This is a genomic window from Ruegeria sp. CJ6 (assembly GCF_056536665.1).
On sequence record NZ_JBQFQB010000003.1, the window covers coordinates 240,245 to 258,975 of the forward strand.

Genomic DNA, 18,731 nt, shown 5'->3' on the forward strand with positions numbered 1-18,731 from the left:
CAGCGGCGATTACGCCGCTGCACCCAACCCTTCGAGGTATCCCATGTCTTCGGCCACCCCACCGACCGGAACCGGGGCGCTAGCCAAACGCGAGGCGCGTCTGGCCTGGACGCTGCTGGCTCCGACAGTGATCAGTGTATCGCTTGTGGTGATCCTGCCCTTGCTGGCGATCTTTTGGATCAGCTTCAAGCCCTTCACCCTGTCTGACCTTCGTCCGCCTGCACCTGTGGTGCGTGAAAGCTTGCGCGGATCTGGCGAGGATCTGCGGATTGAATACCGCGTCCGCAACTCAAGTCAGGACATCGCCGTTGTCGGCGTCACCCTGACAGATGTTTTACCGGACGGCGTGACGGCGCGTGAGATTGCAAGTCCCTGCGTTCTGGACGGGCAAAACCTGTTCTGCGATTTCGGCACACTGGAAGGCGGTCAACGCGAACGCATCCGTATTCCGGTCACCTTGGACGGAGATCCGGACGCTTTCGAAGAGCTGCTCGAAGGATCAGAGCCCGGCGTGACCGGGAGCGGACCCAGCGTCCTGACCAACCTTGAATTCAGTCTGGAAAACTACGCCCGTGTCTTTGATGGAGACGAGTTCTGGGGCGTGCTGTGGGTCACGTTGTTCTACACCGTGGTCGGCACCATTGGAGCTTTGGTGATGGGCCTGTTTGCAGCCTTGTTACTGAATAAAAGCTTCAAGGGACAAGGGTTCATACGCGGCCTCTATCTGTTCCCCTATGTGGCGCCAGTCATCGCTGTGGCCTTCACATGGGTCACCTTGTTCGACCCGTTCTCAGGTTCTGCCAACGCATTATTGGTGCAGATGGGACTAAGCAGTGAACCGATCAACTTCTTCGGGGAACGCCCTTTGGCGCTGATCATGGTGACAGTTTTCGAGATCTGGCGCTATTTCCCGCTGTCCTTCCTGTTCATTCTGGCGCGGATGCAATCCATCGACTCTAGCATGTATGAAGCAGCGGATATGGATGGAGCCTCACCATTCCAGAAGTTCTGGCTGCTGAGCATCCCGCAACTGCTGGGCATCCTGTCGGTACTATTCCTGCTGCGCTTCATTTGGACGTTCAACAAGTTCGACGACATCTTCCTGCTGACCGGCGGCAATGCCGGCACCCGTACTCTGACTGTAAATGTCTATGAACAGGCCTTTGCGGTTTCGAACATCGGCGCAGGCGCAGCGGTGGCCGTTGTGATCCTGATGTGCCTGATTGCCTTCAGCTTCGTCTTCTTCCGCTTCATCAGCCGTGAGGAGGGTTTGTGATGCGCAAAGGGTATATAACCGCCCCGATTCTAGGCGCGCTCTGGCTGGTGGTGATCGCCACTACTGTCGCCATCACCATGTCATTCTCGACCGGGGCTGCGTTCCGGCCACAGGTCTTGCTCTGCTTGATATGGGGGGCTGTTGCCGGTCTGGTGTATGTCCGCTTCCCGGCGCAACGCGCACCGGCCCGACTGGGTGTTTCCGCCTTGTTAGGCCTGTCTTGCCTGACCGGAGTCGGGCCTGTCCTGATCGGCTCTGACACATCCCTGCAGGCAATACTGGTCACCGTCGTGGCGATGGCAGTCGTGATGCACCTATCCGTTGCCGCAATCCTGAAAGAGACTCCGTTCGGCGAGCTCACCCGTCATGAGTACGAAGAGGCCGTGATCCGGTTCTGTACGGGCTTTGGCTACATCTTCTTTACCGCGATCGTGATCATCCCGTTCTATGTGATGGTGATGACCAGCCTGAAGTCGCAACAGGCCCTGTTGCAGAACCCGCTGGATTTCTCGGTAGATCTGTCACAAGGCACCGCGCTGTTTCGCAGCTATACCGAGCTGTTTCGCGATTTCAACTTCGGCACCTATCTTTGGACCTCGCTCTACGTCTCGGTCCTGACGGTCTTTATCACCCTGCTGTTCAGCGTCCCCGGAGCCTATGCCGTCGCGCGGTTCCGTTTCTCGGGGCAAAAGGCGTTCTCACGCTCGATCCTGCTGATCTACATGGTGCCGATGATCGTTCTGGCGCTGCCGATCTATATCGCGTTCTCGCTGACTGGCTTGCGCAACTCGATCCTTGGCATCGTGATGATCTACCCGGTCACGACGATCCCTGTCGCGCTGTACATGCTGCAAGGTTATTTCCGTGGCTTGCCGACTGAGGTGGAAGAGGCCGGTCTCATGGATGGGCTTTCGCGGCTGGCAGTGATTTGGAAGATTACGCTGCCGCTTAGCCTGCCTGCGCTGGCGTCGGTCTCGCTCTACGTCTTCATGATCGCTTGGAACGAGTTCCTGCTGGCCTTCATGCTGCTGGACGACCCTTCGAAATTTACCCTGACCCGAGGCGTCACGATGCTGAATTCCTCGGAAATTCCCCGACAACACCTGATGGCGGGTGCGGTGATCGCCACTGTTCCGATCATGGCGCTGTTTTTGGGACTTGAACGTTTCATGACCAAAGGCCTGACAGCCGGGTCTGTCAAAGGATGACTGAGATGAACCAACATACCAACCCTGATCGCGAGGCGCGCAACATCCTGGTTGCCAATGATCGCGGCGGCTACACCATCCCGACCGAAGGGCTTTACCCCTATCAATGGAATTGGGACAGCGCGATTGCGGCGCTTGGTTTTGCCGAGTTCGACATTGATCGAGCCTGGGTGGAACTTGAAACACTGTTCTCGGGCCAGTGGGATGATGGAATGGTGCCGCATATCCTGTTCCACAAACAGGATGACGGATATTACCCCGGCCCGGATGTCTGGGGTGGCCACGGGCCGATCCCGTCCTCTGGCATCATTCAGCCCCCGGTGGCTGCAACTGTGGCGCGGAAGATCTGGGAAAAAGATGGCGATGCAGGCGCGGACCGCGTTCGCGCGCTCTTCCCATCTCTGCTGGGGTGGCATCGCTGGATCATGAGATGGCGACTCGACGAACACGGCGCGGTCTGCACCACGCATCCGTGGGAAGCTGGTCGCGACAATGCACCGGACTGGGACAAGGCAATGGAGGGCGTAGATCCTACAGGTGTCGGAGACTACCAGCGCCGTGACACAAGCCACGTCAACAGTGCAGACCGACCCACCAAATACGACTATGACCGCTATATCAAATTGGTTCAGATCGGCTGTCAGGCCGACTGGGATCAACAGAAGTTGCTGAGCCTGAATCCCTTCCGAGTCGCAGATCCGACGATGACATTTATCACTCTGCGCGCCGCACGCGATCTGCAGGAGATCAGCGAAAGGCTTGGAATTGATGCGGATGGGTTAAGTAGCGACATTCAAAGGCTCGAAGCGGGCGCGCGATCTTTGTGGAACGAAACGCTGAGCTCGTTCGACTCGCGTGATGCGCTGACTGGTGATTGGGCCGGAAGCATCTCTAACGCGTCGTATCTTTGCTGGTTTGGGGGGCTTGATTCACAGCACATGCTGGAGCGCCTGCAGGCGACGCTTGCAAAAGTACCCTTTCCAGTTCCCAGCTATGACCCCGCGATGCCCAACTTCGACCAACGCAGGTACTGGAGGGGTCCCACTTGGGGGTTCATGAATATGCTGATCGGGTTTGGATTAGCGGATATGGGGCACCTCGAAGAAGCCGAGGCACTGCGCCAGAAAACGTCGCAGCTGATCGCAACGAACGGCTTCGCTGAATACTACGATCCACTGACCGGCAGCCCTGCCGGAGGGAATTCATTCACCTGGACAGCCGCAGTTTGGCTGCATTGGGCAGGGAGGAACTAATGGGCAGCATCGAACTAAAATCCGTCGAAAAGTGGTTTGGCTCGGCCCAGGTCATCAAAGGCGTTGACCTAATGATTGATGAAGGTGAATTCATCGTCTTCGTCGGTCCATCGGGCTGTGGAAAATCCACCCTGCTTCGCATGATCGGTGGGCTTGAAGATATCTCGCGCGGATCGCTACTAATCAACGGCAATGATGTCACGGATCACCCACCCTCCAAGCGGGGTCTGACGATGGTGTTCCAGTCCTATGCGCTTTATCCCCACTTGACAGTCGCCGAAAATATGGGGTTCTCACTTAAGGTCGCGGGTGTTCCGAAGGCCGAGATAGCAGAGCAGGTCAATAAAGCCGCCGAGGTTCTCAAGCTGGGACCTTTTCTGGAACGTCGCCCCAAGGACCTGTCCGGTGGACAGCGGCAGCGCGTTGCAATTGGTCGTTCTATCGTGCGCGACCCGACGGCGTTTCTGTTCGATGAACCGCTCTCGAATCTTGATGCAGCGCTTCGTGTCGAAATGCGTTACGAAATCGCGAAACTTCATCAGAACCTAAAGCGCACAATGATCTACGTGACGCACGATCAGGTTGAAGCGATGACATTGGCCGACCGCATCGTCGTGCTTGAGTACGGCAAGATCGCGCAAGTCGGCACACCCCGCGAACTTTACGAACGCCCTGCCAATCTGTTTGTCGCACAGTTCATTGGCAGCCCCAAAATGAACATATTGCCGTGCACGACTCAGAACGATGGCTACACTCTGGAACATGGCAGAGGCGGCGACTTCGCGCGCTCGGGTGTAGCAAGCAAACTCGGCATTCGCCCCGAACACATCGATGTTGTATCATCGGGCGATGGGCAATGTGATGGCATCATCGAGGTGATTGAGTATCTGGGGGCAGATACCTTCCTGATCGTGGATTGCGGCGCAGAAGAGAAGGTTACCGTGCGCCTGAATGGGGACACCGCTCTAAAGCCTGGGGCAAAGATCGGCCTGCATTTTCCCACCGACAAACTTCATTTCTTTGACGAGAATGGGCAGGCATTGGTAGAGCAATGAACGTTGCTTCCTATCAGTTGAGGTTAAACAGTTCTGCTGATCGGGTCTGAGTTTCACCACTGATTATTCTTTGGCGGTGGGGCGAAATAGAGAACACGCATAGCGCTTGCTTGGATGCCTACGGATGGCGGGGGCCTCTGAACTCGCGTGATCATCGCCCGGTGTGTCACATGGATTGAATGACCGCTGCTGGGTTTGGGCCCTTGTTCAGCGCCTCGTAAGACTTGCAGAAACACTGAAACTAGAAAGCCCCCGCCAATGGCGGGGGCTTTTACTTAGATTGTGTAAGCTAAATTAACGGCAATTCAGTGGCACTGCAAAACCCGAACTGCGCTCAGACGAACCCTTGCGGTATACATCACCTGCGGGCAAGCATCCGGTAAAGCGTTCCGTTTGAGCGCCAAAGGCCGAGCCCACCGATGTATCAACTTTGGTGGAGTTGTTTTCCGTACGCAGGACGCCGAACAACTGACCGTTTACACTGACATTGCTCAGGTACAGATTGGTATCACTGCCAGTGAGTTGAACTGAATTCGCATCTGAGCGACCGCCATTATCGATAGCGACACCCGCGATCTTTTCAAGCTCGGCTTTGTCCGATGTAACCTGGACCGTTGGCAGCTTGGCTAGTTCCGCCGGGATGTTGGTTTCTGGCGGCAAAAAGGCTACGGCGCCTTTTACATCCGACACTGTGCGCGGTTCACCATCAATCCCGGTGAAACCAACACCTTCGCGGTTAAAGGGGTCTTCGCAGGCTGACAATGTCAGAACAGCAAGAGCGGGCAACAAGATTTTTTTCATGGCGGTCAACATTTTGGAAAGGGTTGCTGAAGCGTAGCGGCAGGGGATTAGAAAAAGCAAGCCGCTGAGATTCAGAACACCCAAACCTCTGATGCGCCCCTGCAACGCCCCTGCTTGGTTTAGGCCGACCAAGAGATACCCCAAAACAACACAAAAAAGGACCCTGCATGGCAGAGTCCTTCTTCAAAAAGTATGTCAGAGGGCAGATTACTTGATCTTGCCTTCTTTGTACTCGACATGTTTCCGAGCGACCGGATCGTATTTACGAATGGTCATTTTCTCGGTCATGGTGCGCGCGTTCTTCTTGGTCACGTAGAAGTGGCCCGTGCCCGCGGTCGAGTTCAGACGGATCTTGATTGTCGTCGGCTTCGCCATGGTTATCTCCTGCGTCCGAAAAGGCAGGGGCCTTTCGGTTGAATCCTTATGAGCGTGCGCTTTTAACCGCTCATGCGCCCAAGTCAACCGGATTCGCCGCGTTGGGGGAACAATTCCTGACACGGCTTCAAGAGCAGTCGATTTGGAACGCTCACGATTCTGTGATAGTGTCGCCGGAACCTTCGAAGCCCGTTTTGCGGACTTAGGTAATACCGGGCCGGATGTAAATTCCGGCAGACAACACCGCTCACAACTATAGCAACGCCCGGCTGTCTATTTGGCCGGGTCTTTTCCGGTTTGCGCGCAATCCTGCACGCGACACGGCCAAGGAGTCGGCCGCTTTTAGCGCTCCGAATAAACTGCAACCAAGGGAGAGAAATATGCCTGTTTTCATTACCTATGCGTCTTATTCGCAAGATGGGGTCAAAGGAATGTTGGCAAAACCGGAAGATCGCACCGGTCCCGTCAAGGCCTTGCTTGAGAAAGCAGGCGGCAGACTGATCTCGTTTTATATAACCACCGGAGGCAATGATGTCGTCGTTATCAGCGAACTGCCTGAAGGCAGTGATGCTGTGGCAATTGGCATGGCCGTCGCGGGCACGGGTGCGGTTTCGAGGATCGAGACCGTTCGCGCATGGTCGGCGCAGGAATTTGTTGCCGTCGCCGAAAAAGCTGCAGCACTTGGCGGCACCTACACACCTCCGGGCGGGTGACAGGATATGCGCGGAGGGCCTGTAAGCCGGATCCTGTTCCAGGGTTGCCCCCTTCGATGACCATTCCTCTAGGCCGTGCATTGCTGCGCGGCTCGAGCTGCCAACCCGGTCCCTCTCGGCCAAGGCGTGCCTAGCGGCGGTATCGGTTTGCACCGACCGGCCCGCGCGGGGACCCTATTCGGCATTGCTCCCGGTGGGGCTTGCCGTGCCGCCACTGTTGCCAGCGGCGCGGTGGGCTCTTACCCCACCGTTTCACCCTTGCCACACGTGTGTGGCGGTCTGATTTCTGTGGCGCTTTCCGTCGGGTTTCCCCGCCCGGGCGTTACCCGGCACCGTTGCCTTGTGGAGTCCGGACTTTCCTCTCGGGCCTTACGACCCCAGCGGCCATCCGGCCCTCCGCGCGTGGGTTGGGTAGGCTCTGTGCGCGGTGGCGTCAAGGGTGGTTGGCACGTTAAAGGGGCCAGCCCCTTCTTGGCCTACGGCCAATTCATCCCCGAGATATTTTTGGCCAGATGAAGGGCGGATCAGGTCGATTTTGGGAGCGGACAGAGGGCTATGAGATCATCGGGGTGCAAGGGGCCTGAGGCCCACGGGCGATAGCGCAGGCGTGTGGAATTTAGGAGCGTCTTCTCGTCGCTTGTCGCTGTGTAGCCCCGGTTCTGCGCCAGCTCGCGGAAGTTGACGTTCGGTTCGAGGGCAGTACCACGCCGAGCGGCAAGGCGCTGGTGTTCCAGCCTTTGCCAGTCGAACCGAGGGCCGGGGTCGGACTTGCGGCCCGGTGCCATGTCGGAATGCCCGATCACACCCTCTGGCGCGATGGTCCAACGCTGCATGAGTTCGGGCAAAAGCTGTTCCAATACACGCATTTGGGGTTCGGCAAACGGGTGATCTCCGCCATTGTCCAGCTCGATCCCGATCGAGCGGGAGTTTATGTCGGCTTGCCCTTGCCACTCCCCTGCCCCGGCGTGCCAAGCGCGATCTTCCTCTCGGACAAGCTGCCAGAGCGCACCGTCGCGACCGATCAGGTAGTGGGCGGAGACCTCGGGACCCGGATCGCAGAGACGTTCAAGCGCGGCAGCAGCGCTCTCCATTGCAGTGTAGTGCAGCACGATCAGCTCGGGTGACAGCCCATCCCGGCGGGGGCCGAAATTGGGCGATGGGTGCCAGATGGGGGAGAGCTTAGTTGTTGACGGCACTGCGGAACGGGCTGGGGTCCCAGCCGCAGGCGTAACCGTCGCCATCCGGATCCAGCCCTTTGCGGTCACGCTGGGGGCCTCCATTCGACAGAAACTCAATCTGCGCCTGATCAGGAGAGGCGAACTGAGCGCAGTTGCGCTGTGCCTTGGCCTGCAGGTTAAATCCGGCTCGGCTGTACAACTGGGTACCGATGGGGTTCGAAGTGCTCAGGGCGTATTGCACGATATTGGGTTGCCCGTCAGAGCCACGCTCGGGCACGGCAGTAGGGGCGACGACCTCGTAAGACTGCCGATTCTGTTCGATACGAGCGGCGTCGGCATCGATACTGCGACGGTTTGAGACAGCCTCAAAATCCTGTTCATCAGAGATACTTGGGTTGTTTGTTGCAGTCAGAGGCGCGACGCGCGTCTCTTGACCCGACGTATTCGCCAAGGCAATGGCCGTCTGGTTGGCGATGTCAGAGGCGTCGCCTGTTGGTACGGCACCTACAGCCCCCTGCGCCGAGAGCGGCTGCTCTGAAACCGCCTCGGGTGGCGCAAGCGGATTACCGGCCAGACCCTGCCCGGCCAGTTCGGCCTCGCGCTGCGCCTGATATTCCGGCGTATTGAAACCGGTACCCGAAACAGGGGTAACGGTATCACATGCCGCGATCAGCCCAAGGGCCGGGATCAGAAGCAATTTGCGCATTTGACTGCTCCGGTTCTTTATTGCCGTGTCAGGTTTGAGGATTACCACCATTTTCCGGGCTTGGCCACAAACCCAGCCGCGCTCTCTAGCGCGTAGGCGGTGTTGAGCAGATCGCCTTCCTCCCACGGACGGCCGATCAGCTGCAGACCCAACGGAAGGCCCTGTTTGTCCAGACCGGCAGGCACCGAAATACCGGGCAGGCCAGCGAGGTTCACTGTCACGGTGAACACATCGTTCAGGTACATCTGAACAGGATCAGCCTCGGTCATCTCGCCCAGACCGAACGAGGCCGACGGCGTTGCCGGGGTCAGGATCGCATCAACGCCTGCGGCAAAGACATGTTCGAAGTCCTTCTTGATCAGGGTGCGGACCTTGCGGGCGCGGTTGTAGTAGGCGTCATAGAAGCCTGCAGACAGCACGTAGGTGCCGATCATCACCCGGCGCTGGACCTCATGACCGAAGCCTTCGGCGCGGGTCTTTTCGTACATCTCGGTGATGCCATCGCCTTGAGCCAACTGCGCTCGGCGGCCATACCGGACACCGTCATAGCGGGCGAGGTTCGACGACGCCTCGGCAGGAGCAATCACGTAATAGGCAGGCAGCGCGTATTTAGTATGCGGCAGCGAGATATCGACAATTTCGGCGCCTGCGTCTTTCAGCATAGCGGTGCCATCGGCCCAAAGCTTTTCAATCTCGGCAGGCATGCCGTCCATGCGGTATTCCTTCGGGATACCGATTTTCTTGCCTTTGATATCGCCGGTCAACATCGCCTCGAAGTTTGGCACGGCCAGCTCGGCGCTGGTGGAATCCTTGGGGTCATGACCGCACATGGTTTCCAGCATGATCGCTGCGTCACGGACGTTCTTGGTCATCGGTCCCGCCTGATCCAACGAAGACGCAAAGGCCACAATACCCCAACGCGAGCAACGGCCATAGGTGGGTTTGATGCCGGTGATGCCGACAAAGGCAGCAGGCTGGCGGATCGAACCGCCGGTATCGGTACCGGTCGCGGCCAGACACAGGTCAGCCGAGACAGCCGAGGCTGAGCCACCGGACGAGCCGCCGGGTGTCAGCTGTGCATCGTCATTGCCGCGCCGCCACGGGCTGACCGCATTGCCGTAAACGGATGTTTCATTAGACGAACCCATCGCGAACTCGTCCATGTTCAGCTTGCCCAGCATCACAGCACCAGCATCCGCCAATTGTTGCGACACGGTGGATTCGTATTCGGGCTTGAACCCCTCGAGAATTTTCGAGGCCGCTTGCGAGGGCACGCCCTTAGTGCAAAACAGGTCCTTGATACCGATCGGCAGGCCGCACATCGAGGGCGCGTCGCCGCCTTTGATCCGCTCATCCGCCGCCTTGGCGCGCTCCAGCGCGATCTCGGGCGTTTTGTGGACAAAGGCGTTGAGCGCGTCGGCGTCGTCAATCGCCTTGAGGCAAGCCTCGGTCAGTTCAACGGACGTGACATCTTTGGCACGCAGCGCGTCGCGGGCCTCGGCCAGGCCCAATTTGTTCAGTTCGCTCATGACTTACTCCACAACTTTTGGAACAGCGAAGAACCCTTCGCGCGCATCGGGGGCGTTGGATAGGACCTTGTCCTGCTGGTTTCCATCGGTGACCACGTCCTGACGACGCTTCAGGCGCATCGGCTCGACCGAGACCATCGGCTCGACGCCTTCGACATCCACTTCGTTCAGTTGCTCGATAAACCCGAGGATATTGTTGAACTCGGACGCCAGCGCAGGCAGCGCATCATCCTCGACCTTGATCCGGGCCAGTTTGGCCACCTTGGCGGCGGTGCTTTGGTCAATCGACATCGGAAACCCTCATCTACGTTAGGGGGCGTTTACCTGCCTGCCGCAACACTCGCAAGAGCGACAGGCGGCAGACGGGGATTCAAACCCAATATCGCCAGCTGCCATGCATATTTGAATGGCTGATATTCAAATAAGTAAACCGATTAGTTCAGTTTTGCCATTGAAAAAATGAACCGAACAGTTCACCTCAATATCGTGACGCAACGAGAAATCGGAGACACCTCATGAAAACCCTTCTTCCCGCCTTCATATTGTCCGCTCTGGTTCTGACCTCGCCCGCCCTGGCTTTGGGTATCGATATGAACAATCTGACCCGAAACCTTAGCTTCCCCGCGCCTGTTTCGGAGCCCGTGACGAGGGACCACACCCAGGCAGGCAAATAACCCTGACCTGCGCGCCGGATCGGTACGCCCCCTCCCGATCCGGCGCTTTTTACAATTGACTGCTGCACCCATTCCAACAACTCGTTAGCATGGTCTTGGATCAAACGCCGAACCACCCGTCAGGTGCAGTTCAGGCGAGCTAACGGAGCAGAGAATGAGCACACGCAAGCAAACCGTTCTGGACGCAATTGACGCAGCAAATGCGCAAGACCCTAATATAGAGGACGGCCAGCCGGTCGAGCTGCTTTATGGCCAACGCATGAGCACCGAGCTGGATCGGCTATTTCCCGATGCGTCGGATGCTTTACAGATCGCCGCACGTGGTCAGCATGTCGAACGCTGGAAGCTAAAGCGCACTGAATACCCCGAAGGACGTGCAGGGTATCTGGCCTGGAGGAAGGCGCAAGGCGTATATCACGCTGACGTTGTGCAAGGATTCATGGAACAGGCTGAATATGGTGCGGACGATATAGAAGCCGTCGGGCAAATGCTGCGCAAACAGGGGATCAAGCGCAATGCCGAGGTACAGGCGCTTGAGGACGTGATCTGTTTCGTTTTTCTGAAATGGTACTTTGAACCTTTTGCCGCCAAGCACTCCGCCGAAAAAATCCAGCGCATTGTTAAAAAAACGGCTTTCAAGATGTCAGCCGAAGGCCGCGCGCGCGTATTGGCTGAATTTGATCTGCCCGAGGCTTTGGCTGCTGCGTTCAGGGACTAACCAATCAGGATGATGCTTCGGTGGTTCTGATCAATGTCCTGATCCTGCAGCCACCGCAGCTCCGGCAGGTGGATTTCGGATCGCCCGCAGATAAACCTCAATCATCCAGCCCAGCATAACTGCATTCAGAATGTGCCACATAAAATGCGTCCCCGTTGGCAGATACCCGCAAATTGGAGTGTCCAGTGATCGAAAGGTGATCGAGGTGATCAGGACAGTTGCTCCTATTGTCAGCCCACACGCAGTGTCCGGGGCTTTCCGGCGCAACAGGACCGCATAAATCAGAATCAATAGAGGAACTGGGGCGTATGCCGCCGAGCCACCAAGCCCAGGCACCAACTGGAATAGCGGGATCGTCAGCGCCACGTATGGAAAGAACAGCGCGGTCAAACCCAGCGCGTATCTGTTGCTCAGCCGCCAGACATCGCGATTCACTGCGTAGATGTAAACGAGGATGTACAGCAGAATTGGCGTCACATCCAAGATCGCCGCCCAAACCTGCGCATGGGTATGGAACAGATAGCTGCCAATTCCGATCATCGCCAATATGACAACCAAAGCCATCGCCAAAGGTGCGCCCCGCCCGCGCGCCCTTTGCCACATCACAAATGCAGCAATAAGAAAGGCCGCATTGGTAATCGCGTTTATCGGCTCGGCCCAATACGCGGGTGAGAGCCTCTCACAATATCCATCAACATACTGCGTCCAATCCATAGATTTTTACATAGCCGATGCTAGGCTAACTCCAAGCGGAAAATGGGAGGATTCTCTATGGATATCATTTGGCTGGGACATGGCAGCTTTCGCATCGAAACAGCAGGACAAGTTCTATTGATCGATCCCTGGCTGACGGGCAACCCGTCTTTGCCCGAAGATCAGCATGACGCAGCCGTTGCGGGCGCGACGCATATCCTGCTGACTCATACTCATTTCGATCATGTCGTCGATGTGCTGCCGCTGGCCAAACATCTAAACGTGCCCGTGGTCGGGCAATACGACCTGATGGGCTACTGGGCCGAGGCTGAAGGTATTGAAACGGTCGGATTCAACAAAGGTGGCACTGTTGACCTAAACGGTGTCAAATTAACGATGGTGCCTGCCTCGCACAGCTCGACCTTCTCGACGCCTGATGGTCTGCGCACGGGTGGAACCGAGGTCGGCTATATGATCGCGTCCGAGGACCGTATGCTCTATTTCTCGGGCGATACCGACATTATGGCCGACATGGAGTGGATGGGTGATTATTACAAACCCGATATCGGCATCCTTTCGGCAGGCGGCCACTTTACCATGGACATGAAGGGCACTGCCTATGCTGCCAAGCGGTATTTCAATTTCAAGACAGTGATCCCGTGCCATTACAAGACCTTTCCGATTCTCGCGCAATCGGCTCAGGAATTGGCTGACGGGTTACCCGGTGTCGATGTAATCGAGCCCGAGGTCATGCAGGCGATTTCTCTCTGATGCCCGCGTCTGATTTCAGCGCGCAGGAATACGCTGACCGCATTCACAAGACCCGTTCTGCGATGGATCAACAGGGTATCGAGACCTTGTTGATCACGGACCCATCGAACATGGCGTGGCTCACCGGTTATGACGGTTGGAGCTTTTACGTACCGCAGATGGTCATCCTGCCCGCCAGCGGATCGCCCCTTTGGTGGGGCAGAACGCAGGACAAAGCGGGGGCCGCGCAGACCACCTGGCTGGACCCGAGGGACCTGCTGGACTGGCCCGAAGAGCATGTGCAACACCCGGACCACCATCCGGTCGACGCGCTCGTCCTTGCGTTGCGGGATCGCGGCTGGACCTCTGGTATCGGCGTGGAGATGGATAACTATTATTACTCAGCCGCCAGTCACCGCATCCTCGAACGCGCCTTCGGTGCATTGATTGATGCCACAGGGCTTGTGAATTGGAAGCGCGCCGTAAAAAGCGATGCCGAGATCGTAATGATGCGCAAGGCGGGTCAGCTGACCGCACATATGCACGGTGTTCTGCGTGACGCATATCAGGAAGGAATGCCCAAAAACCAACTTGTCGCCGAAGTGCAGGCGGCAGGCATCGCCGGACTGCCCGGCCTAGCCGGAGATTACCCTGCTATCGTGCCGATTGCACCCTCCGGTCGTGAGGCTTCTGCTTCGCACATTACTTGGAACGACCGACCTCTGGCGCGGGATGAGGCGACCTATTTCGAAATCTCCGGCTGCTATCGACGCTATCACTGCCCCGCCAGTCGCAGCCTGTTTCTGGGTGATCCCCCGGATGATATCCGCCGGGCCGAAGCCGCCGTTCTAACCGCTATCGACGACACAATGACCGCCGCACGCCCTGGCATCACCTGCGAAGAGGTCGCGGCTTGTGTCTATGACAGTTTCGCCCGCGCGGGGTATGTCAAAGCCAACCGCACCGGCTATCCCATCGGGCTCAGCTATCCGCCCGACTGGGGCGAGCGCACCATGAGCCTGCGACCCGGTGACACGACGGAATTGCAAGAGAATATGACCTTTCACCTAATGCCCGGCCTCTGGACCCCAGACTGGGGACTGGCGATTACCGAAAGCTTTGTGGTGACGTCAGATGGGGGCAAGCCTCTGGCTGATATCCCACGTGAGATGGTCGTAAAAACTTAACCGCGCTGCGTCGCGAAGAAGCGTTTCAGCAGCGCGGCAGCCTCTTCGGCGGCAATGCCGTCATAGACCTCGGGTCGATGGTGGGCCTGTGGGTGTGAAAACACGCGCGCGCCATGCGCGACACCGCCAGATTTCGGATCGGAAGCGCCGTAGTAGATGCGCCGGATGCGGGCTGCGGCCAGCGCTGCGGCGCACATGGCACAAGGCTCAAGGGTTACGTAAAGGTCATGATCGGGTAAACGCTCGGACCCGGCCGCGGTACATGCGGCGCGCAGAGCCAGAATCTCAGCATGGGCAGTGGGGTCATTCAACTCGCGGGTGCGGTTCCCATCTGCGGCCACCACCTGCCCGTCGGGCGCGACGATCACCGCGCCGACCGGCACTTCACCTCGGTCTGCTGCCGCCTGTGCCTGTTCCAGCGCCTGTTTCATGTGGGATCTGAACTTCATGCCTCTGACTGCCTCAGAAACCCGTCTTTCGCAAGCCGCCGGGATGGGTTATGGCCGGAGGATGACCAATACCCCTCCTCCCGGCGACCGGATCGCCAAAGTGCTGGCCCGCGCCGGTGTCGCCTCGCGCCGCGAAGCTGAACGCATGATCGAAGCCGGACGTGTGACCGTGAATGGCAAGGCGATCAACAGCCCTGCGCTGAACGTAACCGCCAAGGACAGGATTACCGTCGATGGCAAACCGGTCTCCGAACCCGAGCCCTCGCGCCTGTGGCTCTATCACAAGCCGCCAGGTCTGGTGACGACGGCGCGTGACGAAAAAGGTCGCAAGACGATTTTCGACGACATGCCCGAGGACATGCCCCGGGTCATGAGCGTCGGGCGGCTCGATCTGAACTCGGAAGGATTGCTGCTGCTGACTAATGATGGCGGCATCAAGCGCAAGCTGGAACTGCCCTCAACTGGATGGCTACGCAAATACCGGGTGCGGGTAAATGGACGCCCCAAAGACGAAGATTTCGAACCGCTGCGCAAAGGCCTGGTAATCGATGGTGAGCGGTTTCAGCCCATGACCGTGACACTGGACCGGCAACAGGGCGCGAACGCTTGGCTGACCATCGGCCTGCGCGAAGGCAAAAATCGCGAAATCCGCCGCGCTATCGAAGATATCGGTTATGTGGTGAACAGGCTTTTGCGGGTTTCTTACGGCCCATTCCAACTGGGCAACCTGAAACCCGGCGAGGTTGAAGAAATCCGCCGCCGTGTCATGCGCGACCAACTGGGGCTGGATGCTGAGGATAGCGGAAAACCCCCGGCCAAACGCCCTGCTCGACCGCAGCGCAAAAGACCAGAAATCGGCAAGAAACCTCGCAAGTGACGCGGGTTATTCAACCTTCCCCCTAGCGCCAAGCCCTCGTATCGCCTAAATTTTCCCTGATGGTCACAGTTGGGGGGCGCCATGTCCGGGACCGGAGTACAAAAATTGGCCTATGCGGCCCTGTTGGTGCTGTTGTTCGGCGTCTGCACCGGTCTGTTGGGGGGCCTGTAGCGAAATGGCCAAACGGTACGGCGGCAAATTCAGCCCAGAAGGCGATGTTTCCTCGCAGGATCAGCCATCGCGTGGCCAATTCGATGGTGCCCGTGTCGAACCGGCAGGTGCACGCGCGAACATCCTGTTTGTCCCGGCGATACCACTGGTGTTTCTGTCTCTGAACGATGGCGCGATCGGAATGACCATAGGCCTGGTTGCGGCAGGGCTACTGACCGCTGCCGCGTTTCTGCTGCGCGAAGGTTTAAGGGCCGAATCCGCTTACAACGCCCGCCGCACCGCACGCAGACCTGCGTTTCCCCGCAAGATATTTTCCAGCGTTCTGACCGGTTTGGGGGCGGCGCTAGCCTCATACCGGACCGAATTTCTGGACGCCGAAACAGCATCACAGGTAAGCCTGCTGGCCCCCATCCTGTTTGGCGCCGCTGCAACGGTTCTACATTCGGTTTCCTTCGGCCTCGACCCAATGAAGGACAAAGGAATGGAGGGTGTCGACACCTTCCAGCAGGACCGTGTCGCACGCGTGGTCGAGGACGCCGAAACTCATCTGACCCAAATGACAGATGCAATAAAACGCGCAGGTGACCGCCGGATCGAAGCGCGGGTCGAACGCTTTCAGGATACAGCCCGCGATCTGTTTCGCACGGTCGAGGAAGACCCGCGCGATCTGGCTGGTGCCCGAAAATACCTGACGGTTTATTTGCGGGGCGCGCGCGATGCGACGGTGAAGTTTTCGGACGTCTATGCACGGACGCGTGATGCGCAGGCGTTGGCGGACTATTCGGCGTTGCTGGACGATCTTGAACAGAATTTCGCGGCGCGGACGCGAAAGATGCTATTGGATGACCGCAGTGATCTGACGGTTGAAATTGATGTGCTGCGCGACCGGCTGCAGCGCGAAGGCGTCCGGTTGGACTGACCGGCTTTTATGTAAGCGAGGATTACCCCATGTCCGATGAGATTAAAAACAAGGCAGTCGAGGCTGAAACGCTGGTGCAGGAAGTCACCGCCGTAGCCCTCCCCGAGCCGCAGGCCGAGATTGTCCCGTTGGAAGAGGCCGACGAACCAGTTGGTGCCGAGATCCGCAAGCGGATGGGTGAGATCGACATGGGCGACACAAACTCGATCGTCTCGTTCGGATCATCCGCACAGGCGGAATTGCAAGAGATCAGTCAGGCCATGCTGGCCGACGTGCGCAACAAGGATGTGGGCCCGGCGGGTGACAGCCTTCGCAATATCGTAACAACGATCCGGGGGTTTTCAGTCAGCGAACTGGATGTGCGTCGCGAACGCAGTTGGTGGGAAAAACTGCTGGGCCGTGCTGCGCCCTTCGCCAAATTCACAGCGCAGTATGAGGACGTTCAAAGCCAGATCGACCGGATTACTGATGATCTTCTGGGGCATGAGCATACACTGCTGAAAGATATCAAGTCTTTGGATCTGCTGTACGAAAAAACGCTGGAGTTCTACGACGAACTCGCACTGTACATCGCAGCGGGAGAGGAGAAGCTGACCGAGCTGGACAGCCATGACATTCCTGAAAAAGAGACCGAGGTTCAGGCCGCGCCCGAAGACCAACAGGTGATGAAAGCGCAGGAATTGCGCGACTTGCGTGCCGCGCGCGATGATCTGGAACGCCGGGTCCACGACCTGAAGCTTACCCGTCAGGTGACGATGCAATCGCTGCCCTCCATCCGTCTGGTGCAGGAAAATGACAAGTCGCTGGTGACCAAGATCAATTCGACCCTCGTCAACACAGTACCGCTCTGGGAAACCCAGCTGGCACAAGCTGTCACCATACAGCGCAGTGCCGAGGCCGCCGCTGCCGTACGTGATGCCAATGATCTGACCAATGAATTGCTGACCTCGAACGCCGCCAACTTGCGCGAATCCAACAAAATGATCCGCGAAGAGATGGAGCGTGGCGTCTTCGATATCGAAGCCGTCAAACAAGCCAATGCAGACCTGATCGGCACCATCAACGAAAGCCTCGCCATTGCAGACGAAGGCAAGGCCAAACGCGCCGCAGCCGAGGAAGAACTGAAGAAGATGGAGGCCGAATTGCGCGACACGCTCGCCTCGGCCAAGGCGCGACAGGACGGGATCGGCGACAATGCCGGAACGGCTGTTCCCGGATAATGGAAACAGCGGGCGTGCGGCCATTTCATCGCGCTAAGATTGCAGTATTGGGCTTGTCGCTGCTGGCATTTGCTGGCTGCGATGAGGCATTGACGACGACGATCGCTCCTGAACCTCAACCTGCCCAGCCGCAAGGCCTGAGCAATGCATATCAAGCGCCCTCACCCGCGAGCCTTGATCTCGCGCGATACTATGAAAGCGTACAAAACAACTTGCTGACGCGCGGGTTGCTGAGAACCGATGGCGGTGGCCCTGATACGCCCTATGATGCCGATGATCTGGCCCGGAACTTTGAGACCATAGCGTTTTATAATGAATATCCGGGGCAAGGCGTTGCCAGCGGAAGCAGCCGCACCAGCCGACAGCTTAGTCGCTGGTCGTCGCCGGTTCGCATAAAGCCCGAGTTTGGTCCATCGGTTGCACCTGAAGTCCGCCAGCAAGAGACCGCCCGAATTGACGCCTACGCCAACCGCTTGTCGCGGCTCACTGGACACCCGGTCTCAACCACCACCCGGAATGCAAATTTCCACGTCTTCGTGGCGGGTGAAGATGATACCGCTTATGTGCAAGCCCGGCTGCGACAACTGATCCCGGGCATAGGGCAGGCACAACTTGACCTCTTCGACAAACTGCCGCGCTCTTTCTATTGCTTTGTATTCGCTTCGGCGTCGAACAGCGCGCCACAGACATATACCCGGGCTGTTGCCCTGATCCGGGCGGAACATCCCGATCTGGTGCGCCTGAGTTGCGTCCACGAAGAGATCGCTCAGGGATTGGGGCTGCCGAATGACAGCCCGTCTGCCCGGCCATCAATCTTCAACGATGACGACGAGTTCGCCCTGCTCACAAGCCATGATGAAAAACTACTAACCATTCTATACGACCCGCGCCTCAAGCCAGGCATGACAGCTGACGAAGCGCGGCCAGTGGTCCGTATCATTGCACGCGAATTGATGGGGCAGTCGCTCTGACCCCGAAG

At 57.9% G+C, this 18,731-nt stretch carries 21 protein-coding genes and 1 other RNA gene; 13 read left to right on the top strand and 9 right to left on the bottom strand.

What is annotated here, in order from left to right:
* Positions 1–43: 43 nt before the first annotated feature.
* Genes ACR0BT_RS10840 through ACR0BT_RS10855 form a run of 4 tightly spaced genes read left to right on the top strand, consistent with a single transcriptional unit; the run spans position 44 to position 4,792 of the window.
* Positions 44–1,276 (top strand): carbohydrate ABC transporter permease, encoded by a 1,233-nt coding sequence (locus ACR0BT_RS10840; protein WP_480436218.1) that lies wholly within the window; start codon positions 44–46, stop codon positions 1,274–1,276.
* Positions 1,276–2,484: a carbohydrate ABC transporter permease gene (locus ACR0BT_RS10845; RefSeq protein ID WP_170512414.1), complete on the top strand. Its 1,209-nt coding sequence runs from the start codon at positions 1,276–1,278 to the stop codon at positions 2,482–2,484. The genes ACR0BT_RS10840 and ACR0BT_RS10845 overlap by 1 nt, the downstream gene beginning before the upstream one ends.
* 5 nt (positions 2,485–2,489) lie before the next feature.
* Positions 2,490–3,737: an MGH1-like glycoside hydrolase domain-containing protein gene (locus ACR0BT_RS10850; RefSeq protein WP_480763121.1), complete on the top strand. Its 1,248-nt coding sequence runs from the start codon at positions 2,490–2,492 to the stop codon at positions 3,735–3,737.
* Entirely contained in the window at positions 3,737–4,792 is a 1,056-nt protein-coding gene (locus tag ACR0BT_RS10855; RefSeq protein WP_170392212.1) for an ABC transporter ATP-binding protein, read from the top strand. Before ACR0BT_RS10850 ends, ACR0BT_RS10855 begins: the two co-directional genes overlap by 1 nt.
* Before the next feature lie 294 nt (positions 4,793–5,086).
* Here the strand turns inward: ACR0BT_RS10855 and ACR0BT_RS10860 are convergent, their stop codons facing one another.
* Complete coding sequence (locus ACR0BT_RS10860) at positions 5,087–5,578, bottom strand: hypothetical protein (protein ID WP_480537015.1); 492 nt, start codon at positions 5,576–5,578, stop codon at positions 5,087–5,089.
* A 222-nt stretch (positions 5,579–5,800) separates the two neighbouring features.
* The gene (gene rpmG, locus ACR0BT_RS10865; RefSeq protein WP_010441901.1) at positions 5,801–5,968 is read right to left on the bottom strand and encodes a 50S ribosomal protein L33; all 168 of its coding nucleotides are present in this window, start codon (positions 5,966–5,968) and stop codon (positions 5,801–5,803) included.
* Between the two features lie 380 nt (positions 5,969–6,348).
* Here rpmG and ACR0BT_RS10870 point away from each other — a divergent pair, with 380 nt between their 5' ends.
* Positions 6,349–6,681: a GYD domain-containing protein gene (locus ACR0BT_RS10870; RefSeq protein WP_170392216.1), complete on the top strand. Its 333-nt coding sequence runs from the start codon at positions 6,349–6,351 to the stop codon at positions 6,679–6,681.
* A gap of 6 nt (positions 6,682–6,687) precedes the next feature.
* Here the strand turns inward: ACR0BT_RS10870 and rnpB are convergent.
* The 5 genes from rnpB to gatC all read right to left on the bottom strand — a co-directional run bounded on the left by rnpB (position 6,688) and on the right by gatC (position 10,385).
* Positions 6,688–7,081, bottom strand: an RNA gene (gene rnpB / locus ACR0BT_RS10875) — RNase P RNA component class A.
* Between the two features lie 124 nt (positions 7,082–7,205).
* Entirely contained in the window at positions 7,206–7,877 is a 672-nt protein-coding gene (locus ACR0BT_RS10880; RefSeq protein ID WP_480763122.1) for an N-acetylmuramoyl-L-alanine amidase, read from the bottom strand.
* Positions 7,861–8,565 carry an excalibur calcium-binding domain-containing protein gene (locus tag ACR0BT_RS10885; RefSeq protein WP_170512388.1) on the bottom strand — a complete coding sequence of 235 codons (705 nt, stop codon included), beginning with the start codon at positions 8,563–8,565 and terminating at the stop codon, positions 7,861–7,863. Before ACR0BT_RS10885 ends, ACR0BT_RS10880 begins: the two co-directional genes overlap by 17 nt.
* A 41-nt stretch (positions 8,566–8,606) precedes the next feature.
* Positions 8,607–10,094 (bottom strand): Asp-tRNA(Asn)/Glu-tRNA(Gln) amidotransferase subunit GatA, encoded by a 1,488-nt coding sequence (gene gatA / locus ACR0BT_RS10890; RefSeq protein ID WP_480567266.1) that lies wholly within the window; start codon positions 10,092–10,094, stop codon positions 8,607–8,609.
* A gap of 3 nt (positions 10,095–10,097) precedes the next feature.
* Positions 10,098–10,385 (bottom strand): Asp-tRNA(Asn)/Glu-tRNA(Gln) amidotransferase subunit GatC, encoded by a 288-nt coding sequence (gene gatC, locus ACR0BT_RS10895; RefSeq protein WP_170392224.1) that lies wholly within the window; start codon positions 10,383–10,385, stop codon positions 10,098–10,100.
* Positions 10,386–10,609: 224 nt separating this feature from the next.
* On the opposite strand from gatC, the gene ACR0BT_RS10900 reads away from it, so the two are divergent.
* A complete protein-coding gene (locus ACR0BT_RS10900; protein ID WP_170401611.1) occupies positions 10,610–10,768 on the top strand; it encodes a hypothetical protein in 159 nt (52 codons plus the stop codon).
* A 154-nt stretch (positions 10,769–10,922) separates the two neighbouring features.
* On the top strand, positions 10,923–11,486 hold the full coding sequence (locus tag ACR0BT_RS10905; RefSeq protein WP_170732966.1) for a DUF4202 domain-containing protein: 564 nt from the start codon (positions 10,923–10,925) through the stop codon (positions 11,484–11,486).
* A 30-nt stretch (positions 11,487–11,516) separates the two neighbouring features.
* Here the strand turns inward: ACR0BT_RS10905 and ACR0BT_RS10910 are convergent, their stop codons facing one another.
* Entirely contained in the window at positions 11,517–12,200 is a 684-nt protein-coding gene (locus tag ACR0BT_RS10910; RefSeq protein WP_223116813.1) for a ceramidase domain-containing protein, read from the bottom strand.
* Positions 12,201–12,257: 57 nt separating this feature from the next.
* On the opposite strand from ACR0BT_RS10910, the gene ACR0BT_RS10915 reads away from it, so the two are divergent.
* On the top strand, positions 12,258–12,950 hold the full coding sequence (locus ACR0BT_RS10915; RefSeq protein WP_170392232.1) for a metal-dependent hydrolase: 693 nt from the start codon (positions 12,258–12,260) through the stop codon (positions 12,948–12,950).
* Complete coding sequence (locus tag ACR0BT_RS10920; RefSeq protein WP_170563974.1) at positions 12,950–14,116, top strand: M24 family metallopeptidase; 1,167 nt, start codon at positions 12,950–12,952, stop codon at positions 14,114–14,116. The genes ACR0BT_RS10915 and ACR0BT_RS10920 overlap by 1 nt, the downstream gene beginning before the upstream one ends.
* Here the strand turns inward: ACR0BT_RS10920 and ACR0BT_RS10925 are convergent.
* Positions 14,113–14,565, bottom strand: a complete 453-nt coding sequence (locus ACR0BT_RS10925) for a nucleoside deaminase (protein WP_170594657.1) — start codon at positions 14,563–14,565, stop codon at positions 14,113–14,115. The two genes, ACR0BT_RS10920 and ACR0BT_RS10925, sit on opposite strands and share 4 nt — an antisense overlap.
* 61 nt (positions 14,566–14,626) lie before the next feature.
* On the opposite strand from ACR0BT_RS10925, the gene ACR0BT_RS10930 reads away from it, so the two are divergent.
* From ACR0BT_RS10930 to ACR0BT_RS10945, 4 genes are all read left to right on the top strand, one after another.
* Positions 14,627–15,442 carry a pseudouridine synthase gene (locus tag ACR0BT_RS10930; RefSeq protein WP_480763123.1) on the top strand — a complete coding sequence of 272 codons (816 nt, stop codon included), beginning with the start codon at positions 14,627–14,629 and terminating at the stop codon, positions 15,440–15,442.
* A gap of 175 nt (positions 15,443–15,617) precedes the next feature.
* Positions 15,618–16,532 carry a 5-bromo-4-chloroindolyl phosphate hydrolysis family protein gene (locus ACR0BT_RS10935; protein ID WP_480763124.1) on the top strand — a complete coding sequence of 305 codons (915 nt, stop codon included), beginning with the start codon at positions 15,618–15,620 and terminating at the stop codon, positions 16,530–16,532.
* Between the two features lie 29 nt (positions 16,533–16,561).
* The gene (locus ACR0BT_RS10940) at positions 16,562–17,752 is read left to right on the top strand and encodes a toxic anion resistance protein (RefSeq protein ID WP_170420695.1); all 1,191 of its coding nucleotides are present in this window, start codon (positions 16,562–16,564) and stop codon (positions 17,750–17,752) included.
* Positions 17,752–18,723, top strand: coding sequence for a DUF2927 domain-containing protein (locus ACR0BT_RS10945; RefSeq protein ID WP_480763125.1), 972 nt, complete (start codon positions 17,752–17,754; stop codon positions 18,721–18,723). Before ACR0BT_RS10940 ends, ACR0BT_RS10945 begins: the two co-directional genes overlap by 1 nt.
* The last annotated feature ends 8 nt before the right edge of the window (positions 18,724–18,731 follow it).